The 14,623-nt window shown below is 41.7% G+C and carries 20 protein-coding genes; 13 read left to right on the forward strand and 7 right to left on the reverse strand.

Annotation, left to right across the window (positions count from 1 at the left end; translation table 11 throughout):
- The first annotated feature begins 25 nt into the window (after window positions 1-25).
- The 4 genes from AUR67_RS04950 (at window position 26) to AUR67_RS04965 (ending at window position 3,177) form a co-directional block, all read left to right on the forward strand.
- On the forward strand, window positions 26-451 hold the full coding sequence (locus AUR67_RS04950) for a TlpA disulfide reductase family protein (protein ID WP_058584399.1): 426 nt from the start codon (window positions 26-28) through the stop codon (window positions 449-451).
- 135 nt (window positions 452-586) lie between these two features.
- Window positions 587-1,063, forward strand: coding sequence for a MarR family winged helix-turn-helix transcriptional regulator (locus AUR67_RS04955; protein WP_058584360.1), 477 nt, complete (start codon window positions 587-589; stop codon window positions 1,061-1,063).
- Between the two features lie 4 nt (window positions 1,064-1,067).
- Entirely contained in the window at window positions 1,068-2,129 is a 1,062-nt protein-coding gene (locus AUR67_RS04960) for an HlyD family secretion protein (RefSeq protein WP_058584361.1), read from the forward strand.
- A gap of 13 nt (window positions 2,130-2,142) precedes the next feature.
- Window positions 2,143-3,177, forward strand: coding sequence for a DUF2955 domain-containing protein (locus tag AUR67_RS04965; protein WP_058584362.1), 1,035 nt, complete (start codon window positions 2,143-2,145; stop codon window positions 3,175-3,177).
- A 15-nt stretch (window positions 3,178-3,192) separates the two neighbouring features.
- Here the strand turns inward: AUR67_RS04965 and AUR67_RS04970 are convergent, their stop codons facing one another.
- Both AUR67_RS04970 and arfB read right to left on the reverse strand, forming a co-directional pair.
- Window positions 3,193-3,513 (reverse strand): hypothetical protein, encoded by a 321-nt coding sequence (locus tag AUR67_RS04970; protein WP_058584363.1) that lies wholly within the window; start codon window positions 3,511-3,513, stop codon window positions 3,193-3,195.
- 135 nt (window positions 3,514-3,648) lie between these two features.
- Window positions 3,649-4,062, reverse strand: coding sequence for an alternative ribosome rescue aminoacyl-tRNA hydrolase ArfB (gene arfB / locus AUR67_RS04975; RefSeq protein ID WP_054563127.1), 414 nt, complete (start codon window positions 4,060-4,062; stop codon window positions 3,649-3,651).
- 112 nt (window positions 4,063-4,174) lie between these two features.
- Here arfB and AUR67_RS04980 point away from each other — a divergent pair, with 112 nt between their 5' ends.
- Window positions 4,175-4,732, forward strand: a complete 558-nt coding sequence (locus AUR67_RS04980; protein WP_058584364.1) for a hypothetical protein — start codon at window positions 4,175-4,177, stop codon at window positions 4,730-4,732.
- A 48-nt stretch (window positions 4,733-4,780) separates the two neighbouring features.
- On the opposite strand, the gene AUR67_RS04985 is transcribed toward AUR67_RS04980, so the two are convergent.
- Genes AUR67_RS04985 through AUR67_RS05000 form a run of 4 tightly spaced genes read right to left on the reverse strand, consistent with a single transcriptional unit; the run spans window position 4,781 to window position 7,184 of the window.
- Complete coding sequence (locus AUR67_RS04985; protein ID WP_058584365.1) at window positions 4,781-5,515, reverse strand: phytanoyl-CoA dioxygenase family protein; 735 nt, start codon at window positions 5,513-5,515, stop codon at window positions 4,781-4,783.
- Window positions 5,516-5,518: 3 nt separating this feature from the next.
- The gene (locus AUR67_RS04990; protein ID WP_058584366.1) at window positions 5,519-6,100 is read right to left on the reverse strand and encodes a uracil-DNA glycosylase family protein; all 582 of its coding nucleotides are present in this window, start codon (window positions 6,098-6,100) and stop codon (window positions 5,519-5,521) included.
- 19 nt (window positions 6,101-6,119) lie between these two features.
- The gene (locus AUR67_RS04995) at window positions 6,120-6,482 is read right to left on the reverse strand and encodes a VOC family protein (RefSeq protein WP_058584367.1); all 363 of its coding nucleotides are present in this window, start codon (window positions 6,480-6,482) and stop codon (window positions 6,120-6,122) included.
- A gap of 9 nt (window positions 6,483-6,491) precedes the next feature.
- Window positions 6,492-7,184: an aspartate/glutamate racemase family protein gene (locus AUR67_RS05000; RefSeq protein ID WP_058584368.1), complete on the reverse strand. Its 693-nt coding sequence runs from the start codon at window positions 7,182-7,184 to the stop codon at window positions 6,492-6,494.
- A gap of 201 nt (window positions 7,185-7,385) precedes the next feature.
- Between AUR67_RS05000 and AUR67_RS05005 the strand changes: the two genes are divergently transcribed.
- The 3 genes from AUR67_RS05005 to AUR67_RS05015 are packed head-to-tail and all read left to right on the forward strand — an operon-like array spanning window position 7,386 to window position 9,660.
- The gene (locus AUR67_RS05005; protein ID WP_235591787.1) at window positions 7,386-7,730 is read left to right on the forward strand and encodes a hypothetical protein; all 345 of its coding nucleotides are present in this window, start codon (window positions 7,386-7,388) and stop codon (window positions 7,728-7,730) included.
- Window positions 7,727-9,328 carry a PepSY-associated TM helix domain-containing protein gene (locus AUR67_RS05010; protein WP_058584369.1) on the forward strand — a complete coding sequence of 534 codons (1,602 nt, stop codon included), beginning with the start codon at window positions 7,727-7,729 and terminating at the stop codon, window positions 9,326-9,328. The genes AUR67_RS05005 and AUR67_RS05010 overlap by 4 nt, the downstream gene beginning before the upstream one ends.
- Window positions 9,325-9,660, forward strand: a complete 336-nt coding sequence (locus AUR67_RS05015) for a DUF3325 domain-containing protein (protein ID WP_058584370.1) — start codon at window positions 9,325-9,327, stop codon at window positions 9,658-9,660. Before AUR67_RS05010 ends, AUR67_RS05015 begins: the two co-directional genes overlap by 4 nt.
- Window positions 9,661-9,870: 210 nt before the next feature.
- On the opposite strand, the gene AUR67_RS05020 is transcribed toward AUR67_RS05015, so the two are convergent.
- Complete coding sequence (locus AUR67_RS05020) at window positions 9,871-10,404, reverse strand: lipocalin family protein (protein WP_055198908.1); 534 nt, start codon at window positions 10,402-10,404, stop codon at window positions 9,871-9,873.
- 105 nt (window positions 10,405-10,509) lie between these two features.
- Here AUR67_RS05020 and AUR67_RS05025 point away from each other — a divergent pair, with 105 nt between their 5' ends.
- The 5 genes from AUR67_RS05025 (at window position 10,510) to ggt (ending at window position 14,615) form a co-directional block, all read left to right on the forward strand.
- The gene (locus AUR67_RS05025) at window positions 10,510-10,959 is read left to right on the forward strand and encodes a YaiI/YqxD family protein (RefSeq protein WP_058584371.1); all 450 of its coding nucleotides are present in this window, start codon (window positions 10,510-10,512) and stop codon (window positions 10,957-10,959) included.
- Window positions 10,956-11,498 (forward strand): DUF6942 family protein, encoded by a 543-nt coding sequence (locus AUR67_RS05030; RefSeq protein ID WP_058584372.1) that lies wholly within the window; start codon window positions 10,956-10,958, stop codon window positions 11,496-11,498. The genes AUR67_RS05025 and AUR67_RS05030 overlap by 4 nt, the downstream gene beginning before the upstream one ends.
- A gap of 70 nt (window positions 11,499-11,568) precedes the next feature.
- A complete protein-coding gene (locus AUR67_RS05035; protein WP_058584373.1) occupies window positions 11,569-11,937 on the forward strand; it encodes a response regulator in 369 nt (122 codons plus the stop codon).
- Between the two features lie 25 nt (window positions 11,938-11,962).
- Window positions 11,963-12,775: a substrate-binding periplasmic protein gene (locus tag AUR67_RS05040; RefSeq protein ID WP_152996480.1), complete on the forward strand. Its 813-nt coding sequence runs from the start codon at window positions 11,963-11,965 to the stop codon at window positions 12,773-12,775.
- Between the two features lie 142 nt (window positions 12,776-12,917).
- On the forward strand, window positions 12,918-14,615 hold the full coding sequence (gene ggt / locus AUR67_RS05045; RefSeq protein ID WP_082665568.1) for a gamma-glutamyltransferase: 1,698 nt from the start codon (window positions 12,918-12,920) through the stop codon (window positions 14,613-14,615).
- Window positions 14,616-14,623: the final 8 nt, after the last annotated feature.

A 14,623-nucleotide genomic window follows, 5' to 3' on the forward strand; every position in this document is an offset into this window, starting at 1 on the left:
TCTTTTAATTACGAGCTCTGCTGCTATGGCAGAGCACCCTTCACCCCCACCCTTAGCTGCAAGTCAGCAGCAGTTGTCTAAACTATTGAATCAATACAAAGGGCAAGTCGTGTTACTCGATTTCTGGGCGTCTTGGTGCAGCCCTTGTCGACGCTCGTTTCCTTGGTTTATTGCCATGCAGAGCAAGTATCAACAGCAAGGGCTTAAAGTGATTGCTGTAAACATTGATGTTGAACGCAGTGATGCAGATGCATTTTTAGCTGAGTTTGCAGTGAACTTTAATATTATTTACGACCCAGATGCTGTTATTGGCAGACAATACCAACTTAAAGGGATGCCGAGCAGCTTTTTAATCGATAAAGAAGGCGTAGTACGGTTCCAACACACAGGGTTTGTAGCTGATAAATTAGACCTCTATGAAAGCCATATCAAGGAGTTAATTGCGAAATAGTGTTATCTATCAGATAACTTTTGCAGTTGTTCGCTTTTATCGAACACAGCTATCTATTTTATTAATTGCACTAATATTTACTTAGCATGCTAACTACATTAAAATAGTTAGCATGCTAAGTAAATGGAGCGCATCATGTCTTCCACTCCCCCTTTTCACGAAACTCTTGATTTAACATTATGCGGCAGTATGGGCCGTGTGCATCGTTTATGTCGCGATGCTGTCACTTTGGCGGTTGAGCCTTTGGGTCTTACTCAATCTCGCTGGACTGCGATGATGCACCTGTTTCATCTAAACCAAGGTTGCACACAACAAGAGTTGGCAAATAGCTTAGGCATTGAAATGCCTTCACTAACTCGCACGATTAAGCAGCTTGAGCAACAAGAGATTATTGCTCGTAAAGCTGATGCTGAAGATAAACGCAGCAAACGTCTGTACTTCACTGAGCAAGGTCTACAATTGTTAGACACATTGCAGGTGATTATTGCCGATGTGAAAGAGCATCTTTATGCCGACTTAACCACTGAGCAACTCGATACCATGGCGCATGGTTTAATTCAGATGGAGCAAAACGCCCGTCAGTGTATCCGTCATTATTCAGGAGATAAGTAACGTTATGACACCAGATCAAAAGTTTGCCCGTTACGTAAAAATCTCTTTAGCGGGCTTTATTGTTTTATTTTTATATTTTGTGATTGCTGACCTGTATATGCCAGTTACACCGCAGGCCCGTGTGTATCATCCGGTTGTGCAAGTGACCCCACAGGTAAGTGGTCGCGTAACCGACGTATTAGTGACCAATAATCAAGCCGTCGAAAAACAGCAAGCCTTGTTTAAGATTAACGATGAGCCTTTTGAGCTTGCCGTGCAACAAGCTGAACTTGCATATGATGATGCAAAACTACAAAACCAACGTTTAGATAGTAGTGTGAAAGCAATAGAAGCACAGTTAGCGGCTGCTCAAGCTAAGCTACATGAGCAAACGTTGCTGTTTGAACGCGGTGAGTCGCTATTGAAAAAGCGTTCTATTTCAGAGCAAGAGTACGAAACAATCAATGCGAACTATCAATCAAGCAAAGCCAATGTGGCTGCAATTGAAGCCCAGCTTAGCGAGGCTAAATTAGCGCGCGGTAAAATAGGGGATGACAATTTAGCGCTTCGTCATGCTCAAAACCAGCTTGAACAAGCGAAACTAAACCTGTCGTACACCACAGTGACAGCCGATACCGACGGTAAAACAGCAAACTTACAGGTAACACCAGGTACCTATGCTAATAAGGGCCAACCGTTAATGGCTATAGTTGCTAATAAAGCTGATTTAGTGGCTGATTTTCGTGAAAAGTCTTTAGTTCATGTGCAAGTTGGTAGCACTGCAAAAGTCAGCTTTGATGCGCTACCAGGCAAAGTGTTTACAGGCAAAATTGTTAGTTTTGAAGCGGGTGTGAGTGATGGCCAGCTTAATGCTAACGGTTTACTCAGTGCCACTGAAAGCAGCAACCGTTGGGTACGAGATGCACAGCGTCAACGTATCCATATTCAGCTAGATGAACACCAGATGCTGGCAAAATTTCCAAGTGGTGCGCGTGCAACTGTGCAACTTCTGCCTGACTCTAGCATTGGCAGTTGGTTTGCAAGCATGCAAATTCGCTTCATTAGTGTTCTGCACTTTATTTACTAAGGCTGGGTGAGTTATGTCAGTATTGCAACTCGATGGTAATGGCTTACGCCAAGCGCTACGCATTGCTACGGGCTCAGCATTAGGGTTTTCACTGGCAAAATTGATGAACTGGCCGAATGGCATCTTTTTCACAGTTTACCCTATGCTACTGCTCGGTTTAGTGCCTGTGCTTAACATGCATATTATTCGTCAGTTTTACGCAGGCGCGGTGTTCAGTGCGCTATTCGTATTGGTTGTACAAGGATTGTTTGCACACTTGCCTGTTGTAATGACAATGATGAGCTTTATAGCCTTTGCCTTTTTGTTCTATCAAATGAGCCGTGGTGCTAACTTTTTATTTGGCGCCACAACAGTGGTGAGCTTGTCGATTCAATTGCATTTTTCGACTTACACCGGCGGTGGTGTCAGTATTTATCCGCTGATCATTAGTAACGCTGTTGCAGTCGTCGTTACTGTACTGTTTTCGATGCTAATGCATGGTTTATTCCCTGATGTTGCACCGCGCCAAGGTCGGGTAATGCCAGAGAAAGCAAAAGAAAGTGTGCGCCATGAAGTATTACTTTGTTCAACCGTAGCGACCTTATCATTTGTTGTATTTCAGGTATTTGATTTACAAGATTCTATCTCTGCTCAAGCGGCCTCGGTACTGATATTGTTTTCGTTGTGCTGGAAAGCGGCGGGTATGGCTGCATGGCAACGCGCGATAGGCACCTTAATCGGTTGTAACTTAGCGTTAGTGGCACAGTTATTTTTGTATAACCATACAGATATTTTGATATTTCCTGCGTTAATTCTGTGGATTTTGACCTTTATCTTTAGTCGTTATCACATAATTGGTGGCGGTATTCCGGGTGTTGGCTTTGGTATTATCACGACATTTGGTATTTTGTTTGGCCAGTCATTAGGGCCGGGGCAAGATCTGGTTTACAGCGCGCTGTATCGTTTTTCGTCGGTGTCTGTGGCCATACTATTGAGCTTATGTGCGGTGTACATAATGCATCACATCTTAAATAGCTTTGAAATGACAAGGCATCACACGTTTGATTAAAGATTAAAAAGGGAGTTAATCAGAACTCCCTTTTTTATTGTTATTTGGTTCGAAAATTGTAGGTAGAGACTTAAGTAAATCGTCTTGTTTTCTTACAACACTCTGTACACAGGTTTTTGAGGCGACATCTGCAACCCAAGCGCCCCATTGTGAACTGCCAGGCTCTTCTCCTGGGGTTGCCCACCATCTGGCTTTATAAAGAATTTCGTTATAACAGGTTTCACTACCTTGCGGATACGCGCTTCCGGCTTGCCATGAATCTACAGCAAAACTCGACATAGGCAAAGCTGACAGCGTTATCATTGCAGCGGCAACAATGCGTGATTTCTGGCCCATACCCGGCTCCTTAATTAGCAGTGAAATTGTATTACTATTATAGACGCGGCAGGATTAACCATCAATTAACTTTGTTAACAAGTTACACTTCTTTACAGTTCTGCTTATTTTTGACACGATCTTCTGATGTGAAAGTTAGAATTTTACATTTTTTCTTAATGCTTTTGTTTGTCCTCTTTTTGTTTTAGAGTCCATGCGCTTTCTCTGAGAACTTTTACTTGGTTTTGTTGCTCTTCGTTTCTTTTGTATTTGTGTTGCATTAATGATTAATTCTTTCAAACGATTAAGCGCATCTTCTTTGTTCATTTCTTGCGTGCGATGACTTTGCGACTTTATGACAATAACGCCCTCTTTGGTAATTCGAGAATCATTTAAATTAAGTAAACGTTGTTTGTAAAAGTCAGGTAACTTTGAGCGATTAATATCAAAACGAAGATGAATAGCTGTAGCTACTTTATTGACGTTCTGCCCGCCTGCGCCTTGCGAGCGGATCGCACTAAAGTCGAGTTCCCATTCATCAATTGTGACGGTATTAGAAATAATTAACATCAGGTTCAGTTAGCTATGGTAAAAAAGGCATTGTAACATTTGTAATTGGCTAAACATAATAGCTCGACTATTTGCGCCAGTTGCTAACCATTTTGAAAGAAAGGAGATCACGATGAAAGCACTACTTATTTCTATGAGCCTACTTGCGATGAGTTTTTCTAGCTTCGCAGAAGATATTTCTGAAAATCAGTTACAGCGTTACATTAAAGCCCTTCCTGCAGTCGTTAATTGGTCACAAAGCCAATCTGAGTTAGATACTGTAAACCTTGGTGGTATGCTAGGTAGTTCTGATGGTGTTGACAGTTCGTCAGTTATGGATGCGCTGGGTCACATCAAAGAGCATGAGCTTTATACTGAGTTCGAAGCCCTTACCAAACAATATGGTTTCACGCCAGAGCAGTTAGTTACTGTTGGCTCAGAGGTATCAATGGCGTATTTAGAAAACCTTAAAGCGGGTATGTCAGAAGAGAACAAGCAACGTGTAAACCAAGCAATGAGTGGTTTACAAAGCCTTACGGCATCATCATCTGATGCGGGTACTCGTTCAATGGCAGGTGCTTTAGAAGGTGTTAAAGCAAGTACTGCAACAGCAGATGTTAGCGAAAGTAACGTCAACTTAGTTAAGCAGTATATGCCGCAGTTAAAAGAACTGTTCGCAATGTTGCAGTAACAGCACTATCAAATAAAGAAAGCGGCGAGTGAGCCGCTTTTTTTATGCTTACTTGAATACCATAGCGTTTTTTAGATGCTGCTTTTGTTCTGCAGTTGGTAAAAATCCAGTTTGTACAAATTCATTAAGGCTTGGGTGACGTTCAAAGTACAAAATATCTAGGGCAAAACGATTCATACCGTACAAGCCCCGATGAATCATATTTGCCGAAAATATGAGTAAGTCACCTTTTTTGAGTGCTACACTTTTTCCACGAGTTAGTGAGTCACTATTTCGAGCGCCCTGCTGTTCTAATCTAACTATTAACTCTTCATCTGAATCCCAGTTTTTATGACTACCCGGTATTAGTTCTATTCCCGGTTCATCTTCAAAAGCAACGCGGCAATGTAACACTTCAGGGCCGCTAAGAGCGGCCTTTTGCGCATCAAGCTCTAAGTGATACTGCATATCGCGATGCCAATAATTTGCTTGTTTAGGGTTGTAAGGATTAAAAAATAATTGAGTATTCATAAACTGGGGATCAGAAACAATACCCTTAACCTGTTTCAATAGTGTGTTGGCGCTTACAAACTCAAAAAGAGTAAACTTTTCCTCAACACTTAAACATGCAGCGCCAGTCAAACCTGAGCTATTAATACCTCTAGATTGGTAAAAAGATTTGTTTTCTTGCAACCAGTGTTGATGAAATTTATCGAGAATTGGCCTTACCTTGCTAAGCTCACTCTCTGTGTAAAGGCCCTTTACATGGTAGTAGCCGTTTTCAGCAAAAAAGTTATTTTCCATTTTTTACCTTGCTAAAGTTGCACGTATTTTACTACTAAGCTCAGGCAATACTTGTTGCTCAAACCACGGATTTTTCTTTAGCCAGATATTATTGCGAGGGCTTGGGTGAGGAAGTGGCAAGTAATTTGGCCAATATTCACGCCACGATTTTACTAACTCAGTTAAGGGTAGCTGCTTAGTGTGGGGTAAATGATATGCCTGCGCGTACTTACCTAAGATAATGGTGAGCTCAATATTATTTAGTTGCGCTAAGAGTTTTTCACGCCATGCAATCGCGCACTCTTTTCTTGGCGGTAAATCACCTGATTTTCCTTTGCCCGGGTAACAAAAGCCCATCGGCAAGATAGCAAAATTGCGCTCATCGTAAAACTCATCACTCGTTACACCAAGCCAAGAACGAAGCCTTTGCCCGCTTGCATCATTAAAAGGTTTGCCACTTTCATGTACTTTAATTCCCGGTGCTTGACCAGCAATTAAAATGCGAGCCTGTGGATTAAACTGAATAACGGGCCGCGCTCCTAGTGGCAAATGAGGCTCGCAGATCACGCATTTACTAACTTGTTCTAATAATGATTGAGTACTCATGAGTTAGTAAAAATATGATCTATGCTTGCTTTGACCAAACTGCTAACTCATTACCACTTGGCTCTGTGAAGTGAAAACGACAGCCTCCAGGAAAATCAAACAAGGGCTTAATAATTGTGCCGCCGTGATTTTCTACCTGTGCTTGAGTTTCTTTAATATTATTTGAATAAAGCACCAGTAGCGCGCCGCCATTATTGGTTAAGCTAGTTAATGGGGCTTGATAAAAACCGCCATCAAGGCCCGCTGATTCAGCGCTAAAAGCCGTGTATTCAGGGCCATAGTCGGTAAATTGCCATTTAAAAACTTGATGAAAAAATGCCTTTGTTGTTGCTAAATCTTTAGCAGCAAATTCAACATAATTTAAGCTATGGTGGTTCGACATGGTGTGCTCCTAATTTAAACTATTCTCAAGCGCCATAGCGCAATGAAGTGCTGTACTATCAAGTAATGGAATAGACGTATCTGATTGTTGAACTAACAAGGCTATTTCGGTGCAACCAAGAATAATGGCTTCTGCACCTTGCTGAGTTAGATCATCAATAATGGTTAAATACTCAGCTTTAGATTCTGGGCTGATGATGCCTTTACATAGTTCATCATAAATCACACGATGCACTGTTTCACGCTCCTGTGCATCAGGAATTAGCACGTCTATGGCGAATTTATCAGCTAGGCGTTGCTTGTAAAAGTCTTGTTCCATAGTGAACTGGGTACCCAACAAAGCCACTTTTTTAAAGTTATGCTGGATCAGGTTTTCACCAACTGCATCTGCAATGTGTAACAAAGGAATTGCAACCGCAGCTTGTACTTGCTCAGCGAGTTTATGCATGGTGTTGGTACAAATTAATAGATAATCCGCGCCCGCTGCTTCAACTTGCTTAGCAGCTTTAATGAGTATCTCGGCCATCTGTGGCCAATCCTGTTGCTGTTGAAGCACAGCTATTTCGGCAAAATCGAGGCTAACGAGTACTATCTTGGCACTATGCAGCCCCCCTAGTTTGTTTTTAATGCCTTGATTTAAAAGCTGGTAGTAACTTTGCGTTGACTCCCAACTCATGCCACCGATTAAGCCTGTTGTTTTCATTTCAGCTCCCTTTTTATTTACTTAACACCATATGATATTGCACAGAACAAAGCTAGCAGATCATTATTTTACTAACACTTTGACTTAGTTGATTGTGTTTCATTATTTAATACGTGTATGCAAATGATAACTACTATCTTTTCTGTTTGTCGGCGATATAATACGGGGTTTTCTTCTCGTGTTATTTTTTAAGGGATTATCATGCATTCTCAATCATTAGATGCAGTGACTACCAATCGCCCTAAAAATACAGCTAAAAAGCGCTCTGTGAGCCTATCTTATCGTGTTGCTGTGTTTATGCGTTTTGTTGCAGCCATCATTGGTGGTTACGCCTTTACCAGTGTGCTTATTTCATTACTAGCTGTGTTATTACCACTTAATAAACTCGACAGCGTGCTGTTAACCACGACTCTATCGGTATTTTTTTACTGTTGTGTGTTTATTTGGGTGTTTGCCGTTAAGTCTTTAAAGATTGTTTGGATCACTATTTTACTAACTTCTGGTGGGCAATTACTGGCCCTTTCATTGATTAAGGGATGGTTATGAAAGAGAGCTTTTTTCGCTCAATGACTTGGCTTCATACCTGGGTTGGCTTACTGGTATGCTGGTTACTGTTCTTAATCTTTTTTGCTGGCACCATCAGCTTTTTTAAAGATGAAATCACTATTTGGGCCAAGCCTGAAACGCACCATGTGCAGCATCAAGCACAACGGGTTCAGTCTCAAGCCGAGCAAATTAATTATGTGTTTGCGCAATTACAGCAACAGGCACCTAATTCATTATCTTGGCGGATAAACTTACCTGAGCCACGTAACCCTGTTTTAAGCTATGGTTATGCTGAGCCTAAACAGCCAGGCCAGCGCCGAGCACCTTTCAACTATACACATCTAGACCCTAATACCTTAGAGCAATTACCCGAACCTCGGGAAACTAAGGGGGGTAACTTTTTCTATCGCTTACACTTTGATTTACATTACATAGATGTATTTACTGCACGGATAATTGTTTGTTTAGCCTCATTGTTTATGTTGATAGCGCTTATAACAGGCATCGTGATCCACAAACGTATTTTTAAAGATATGTTTAGCTTTAGAACAAACAAAGGCAGCCGAAGTTGGCTTGATGCACACAATGTTTCGTCAGTGCTGGCACTGCCATTTCATATCATGATCACCTACACGGGGATTATCACGCTGATATTTATGCTGTTCCCCTACCCTGCCGAGACTGTATATGAAAATGGCTTAAGGCAAATGTTTGAAGAGGCATTGCCGATTAACAAACGTGCCAAGCCCAGTGAAGAGCAGCGCCCTATGGTGGCAATCAAAGATGTGTTAGATCAGATTTATACTAAGTCACCGAATGCCGACATTAGCTACGTGTTTGTTAGAAATGCCAATACAGCGACCTCACAAATAGTGGTTTATTTGGCAACTGGCAAAGAGGTTGTAGATAACGGACCACGCTACTTATTCGATGGCGTAACAGGTGAGCTTGAAGCGAGTTCTGGGGAAGATTGGAGCGCTTCGGCGCAGTTTTATGACTCAATGACAGCATTACATAGTGGTCGTTTAGCCGAGCCGCTGCTGCGTTGGTTGTATTTTTTCTGTGGCGTAGCTGGCTGTGCCATGATAGCTACAGGCTGCATCATGTGGGCAAAACGTTTACGCGAGAGGCTTAAAGCAGAGCAAAAACCAAGCTTTGGGCTTAAGCTCGTTGAGACACTAAATTTAGCCACCCTGATGGGTTTACCAATTGCAACCGCAGCGTTCTTCATTGCTAATCGACTATTACCTTTAGGGTTAGCCGGGCGTGCCGATAAAGAAATACTCGTGTTTTTCTTAGCTTGGCTGGCGATGTTAGTTGTCGCTGTGAGCGGCCGAGAAAAACATCATTGGCGCTATTGTGCATGGCTTAACGCTGCTGCTTGTTTGTTAGTACCTGTGGTAAATGCGCTGACAACAGATGGCAATTGGATCACGTATTTACTAACTCACCAGTGGGCTTTATTCGGTATTGATAGTGCATTTATTTGCGCTGGGCTGCTGTTTTTACTACAAAGCAAAAAAATACCTAGCTATAAAACCGTTGAAAATAATACTAAATCAAATAAAAACAGGCTGCTAAAGGAGCAACAAGGATGATGGAGTTACTGCAATTTAGTCTGTGCTTTTTAGGGTTTAATTGTTTTGCACTTGCAAAATTCAATCATTACCGTGATGTATTTAAAAAGAAATTAACCGAAAAACAGCGAAGTAGCTTTTTATTAAGCGGCTGGATCAGTATTTTACTAAGTTTAGTGCTTTGCGTGCTGTCAGATGCTGGGTACGGCGCATTGCTGTTTTGCGGTTATATGGCTTTAAGTGTACTTATGCTCATGATTTTATACAGCTTTACTGTTTCATGGGTGAAGCATGTCAGTGTATTAACTATGTCTGTTTTGCTGTTGAGTGGCTTTTCGGTGATGATTTTGTAGTCTAGTTAGTAAAAAACTGATCTGATGCCAATTTGCAATAATGCCTAATTGAGCAAATAGTTAAAAAAATGGGTAGGCAATGCCTACCCAAGCAGGGGATTAAATTGGGGGATCACATGTTGTTTCAAATTAACGACGCTAAGTTTGCCTAGCATCCATTACAGTTGTGTTGCACATTCGTGATAGTTTAAAGACAGTTGTAAAGCCCCTTTACAAGCTCTCATGGTCAACATAAATAAGTTCGTCTGTTTTAAAACCATATTCTTTTGCTGTGTTTATAAAGTCCTGCATTTGCTGTTCAGTAACGTTAGGAGTGCGCGACAAAAACCATAAATACTCTTTGTTATAGCCAGTAATATAAGCGTATTGATAGTCTTGCTTATCTAATTCAAACACTACATATGAGCTATAGAATGGCCCAAAGAATGATACCTCTAAGTGACCTATGTCTTGTTGCTCTGCAAACTTTGCTTTACCTTCAGCTTGCTGCCATTCTTTATCTTCAGCGCTGTAACCTTTATTGATAACTTTTACACTGCCATCAGGGTTAATTGAGTATTCGGCGGTAATGCCCTCAAGGCCGCGTTCAAATGAATGATCTAAACGTGCAATTTCGTACCAGGTACCTGTGTATTTGTTTAACTCAAAATTATCGACGGGTTTGATGTTGTCTGGCACGCCTGTACACGCAGATAAAATGGCTGTGATACATAAAACCCCGATTAACTTTAATGATGTTTGCACGTTTTTACTCCCTTTAAAAAATTAAACAAATTAATACGTTAATAGCACTAATTTAGTTCAATTACGGTAAACTATTAATGTCTAAAATTAAAGATTGAGAACAGCATGAAGATTTGGGTTGATGCAGACGCCTGCCCCGTCGTTATTAAAGAAATATTGTTTCGTGCCGCAGAGCGCACACAGACCTTTACCACATTAGTGGCGAATCATGCGATGCGAGTACCCGCTTCAAAGTATATTAGCCGTTTGCAGGTATCTTCGGGGTTTGATATTGCCGACAACGAAATCGTTAAACGTATTGAGCCGAATGATTTGGTGATCACCGGTGATATTCCTTTGGCTGCAGAAGTCATCGAAAAAGGCGCCCAAGCGCTTAATCCTCGCGGTGAGTTATATACGACCGAAAATATTCGCTCACGTTTAAACGTTCGTGATTTTATGGAAACTATGCGCTCAAGTGGCGTTGAAATGGCCGGTGGCCCACCGCCTTTAAGCCAAGCAGACCGCCAAAACTTTGCAAATAACCTAGATCGAATCCTCGCTAAAAAGTCATGAGTATCGTTAATAGTGCGCCACTGCAGGGTTTTGGTGATGAAGCCTTTAAAGTCGCTGTTTATATTGAAAAGCGCCCGCCGATGCCTGCTTGGCAACAGCTTAAGCATTTGCATGCAATGCAACCCGGCCAAATAAACGAAATAAACCAAGCATGTGGCAATGGTTGGCGCAAAGTATTTAATGTGTATGGCAAAGTACTTTTTGCACTACCAAGTGAATATTATGATTTTGCTAAAAGAGCGGCTGATTGGCAGAGCTTTCGCGATGAACAACTACTGCAAGCACATAGCCAAACTGCATTACTGTTTAGCCCACCGTTTTTAGGCAAACCAGAGCAATTACATATAATTGCAGGGCGAACCCATGCTAAGCAGCTTATAAATGACGGGCTTTTGGATTGCCAATTAATATGGCTTGATGATGAATTTGCTATTAGTAAATCAGATAAAGTGATTGTTTGCCCATATTTTGATTACCGCCAGTTGAGCAACATTAAAATTGCACGACTTAGCCAGCTAGTTGCAGATATTTTTTCTTAGTTTCTGGTTTATTGCGTTCTTGAGTTAGCAAACTAAGCTTTAAATACTGTAAAACTTAATAGTAATCTAGATGAAAATACTGGTCGTTGACGATATGCCACTTATGCGCCATGTGTTAATAAACATGTTGCGTAGGCTTGATTATAACGATATAACGGAGGCGACTGATGGTGCTCAAGCGTTTGATTTAATCGAAAAACACAGCTTTGATCTGGTGATTACTGATTTGCATATGCCTAAAATGGATGGCAAATGTTTACTTAATCATATTCGCGAAAACCCGCTCCTAAGTGATTTACCCGTATTAATGGTAACCTGCGAAGACAGTAAGCAAACGGTCAATGAGATGATCACAGCAAAAGTGAACGGTTTTATCATTAAGCCTTTTTGTTTAAATACACTGCAAAAGCAGTTAAGTCGAATTGTTAAACCAGAATAACCAGCTAAAACTGGAGTTAAGAGCGATGTTTAAGCATTTAACAATAGTGAGTTTATTCACAGCAAGTACTGCAGTGGCGAGTGCTGAACAATTGACTTTGTATACAGAAGTGTTCCCTCCCTATAACTTTGTGCAGCACAACCAGCTTACCGGTATTAACACCAAAATCATGGAATCTTTGTGTGAAAGAGCCAAGTTGAGCTGTACGTTTAGTGTATTGCCTTGGAAGCGCGCAATGTCACTAACACTTGCCCAACCCAATGCTGGAATTTACTCTACTTCGCGTACCGCAAAGCGAGAAACTCAATTTTATTGGGTTGGCCCTTTGGTATCTGGGCATTCATGTTTATACCGTTTAAATAACCGTAACGACATTAAAGTAACGAGTACACAGTCGTTGCAAAGCTACACCATTGGCGTATCTCGTGGTGATGTTTATCAAACAGTTCTTGCTGATTTTAACCTTGCTGAAGGCCAGCAATTTTTAACTTACTCAAAAAAGTTTGAAGAGTTAAAAATGTTTAAGCAAGGTAAGCACGACTTGCTGATTGGCTCCTCTCTCACTCTGTCATCACAGTTGATGAATGTAGGTATGAGCCCAGACCAAGTCACGCCGGTATTTGAGTTAAAGCATCCTGCCTTAGTGGGTAATTACTTAGCACTTAACAAAAACACATCCCCAGAGTTGATCACTAAGCTGCAACACGCCCTCGATACCATGAAGCAAGAAAACCTAATTGACCCTCTTGTTGATCAGTTTGTAGCAGAGGATATGCACTCTCACGGCGAAACATTGACAGTTGCACAGCAGTGCTTAAATGGTTCTGCTATTTACTAAATTGGAGTGGTTTTAGGTAAGTTAGCCGCTGTTTTTCTTATTTTTGAAGTCAACCGTGATTTTTCGCGCTCGAACGCAAAGCCATTGCCTCATCTTTAATTGCTTTTTATAGTGATAAAAATAACAAAAAGGGCAAAAAATTATGAAACCAACTCCACTATTTAAAAGCTTAGTGCTAGCAGTATGCTTAGGCGCGACAGGCGCCTCTCAAGCTTACGATCGCATCACTGGCCATAACTTTGCTAGTCGTTCTGAAGTTATCGCACAATCAGGTATGGTTGCAACATCACAGCCGTTAGCTACGCAAGTGGGCTTACAAGTATTAAAAGACGGTGGTAATGCCATTGATGCGGCTATTGCGGCAAATGCAGTGCTTGGCCTGGTTGAACCGACTGGGTGTGGAATTGGTGGCGATTTATTTGCCATTGTTTGGGATAACAAAAGCAAGCAACTTTACGGTTTAAATGCCTCTGGCCGTTCACCACAAAGCTTGTCTTTTGATACTTTAAAAGCACAAGGTGACTATATTCCTGCTTATGGGCCTTTGCCTGTGTCGGTACCTGGTGCTGTAGATGGTTGGTTTGAGTTACATAAAAAGTTTGGCAAAACACCAATGAAAGCCTTACTCCAACCAGCTATCGACTATGCTGAAAATGGCTTCCCTGTGTCTGAACTGATTGCTTATTACATGCAAAAAAGTGTGGCTGCTCGTGGTAAATACCCAGGCTTTAAAGATGTTTATATGCCTGATGGGGCAATGCCTGAAAAAGGTGAAATCTTTAAGAACCCTGCCCTTGCAAACACCTATCGCAAAATTGCCAAAGGCGGCCGCGATGCCTTTTACAAAGGCGATATTGCTAAAGAAATTGGTCGCTATATGAAAGAAAACGGCGGCTACTTATCGTATGAAGATTTAGCTGCCCACCATAGTGAATGGGTTAAGCCTGTGAGCGCCGATTATAGAGGATATACGCTTTGGGAATTGCCTCCAAATGGCCAAGGTATTGCTGCACAGCAAATTCTGAATATTCTTGAAGGTTACGATATCAAAGCAATGGGTTTTGATAGCCCTGAATACGTACACACCTTTGTTGAAGCGAAAAAACTCGCGTTTGCAGATCGTGCAAAGTACTACGCCGATCCAGCGTTTAACACCATTCCCGTACAAACACTTATTTCACAGCAATATGCTGACCAAAGACGCAAACTGATAGACCCTAACAAAGCCGCAAAACGTGACCACGCAGGCCCAGTAGAAGGCGATACCATTTATATGACTACCGCCGATAATGACGGCAACATGGTTTCGCTTATTCAAAGTAATTACCGTGGCATGGGTTCAGGTATGACACCTGCAAAATTAGGCTTTGTATTGCAAAACCGTGGCGAAATGTTCGCCCTTAAAAAAGGCCACATGAATCAATATGAGCCAGGCAAACGCCCGTTTCATACAATCATTCCTGCGTTTGTCACCAAAGATGGTCAGCCATATATGAGTTATGGCGTAATGGGCGGCGCAACACAGCCACAAATGCACGCTCAAATACTGATCAACATGATTGATTTTGGCATGAACCTACAAGAAGCCGGTGATGCACCACGCATTCTGCACACAGGTTCCTCGCAGCCAACCGGTGAGATTATGGAAGACGGCGGTTTTGTTAGCTTAGAGTCAGGTTTTTCGATGGAAACCCGCCGTGAGTTAATTAAAAAAGGCCACACCTTACAAGACGCGGTTGGCCCATACGGTGGTTATCAAGCAATATTGAAAGACCCAAAAACCGGCGTTTATTACGGCGCATCTGAAACCCGCAAAGACGGACAGGCCGCGGGGTATTAGGCTATTGT

Source organism: Pseudoalteromonas sp. XI10 (genome assembly GCF_001469895.1).
In the GTDB taxonomy this organism is placed as follows: Bacteria; Pseudomonadota; Gammaproteobacteria; order Enterobacterales; family Alteromonadaceae; genus Pseudoalteromonas.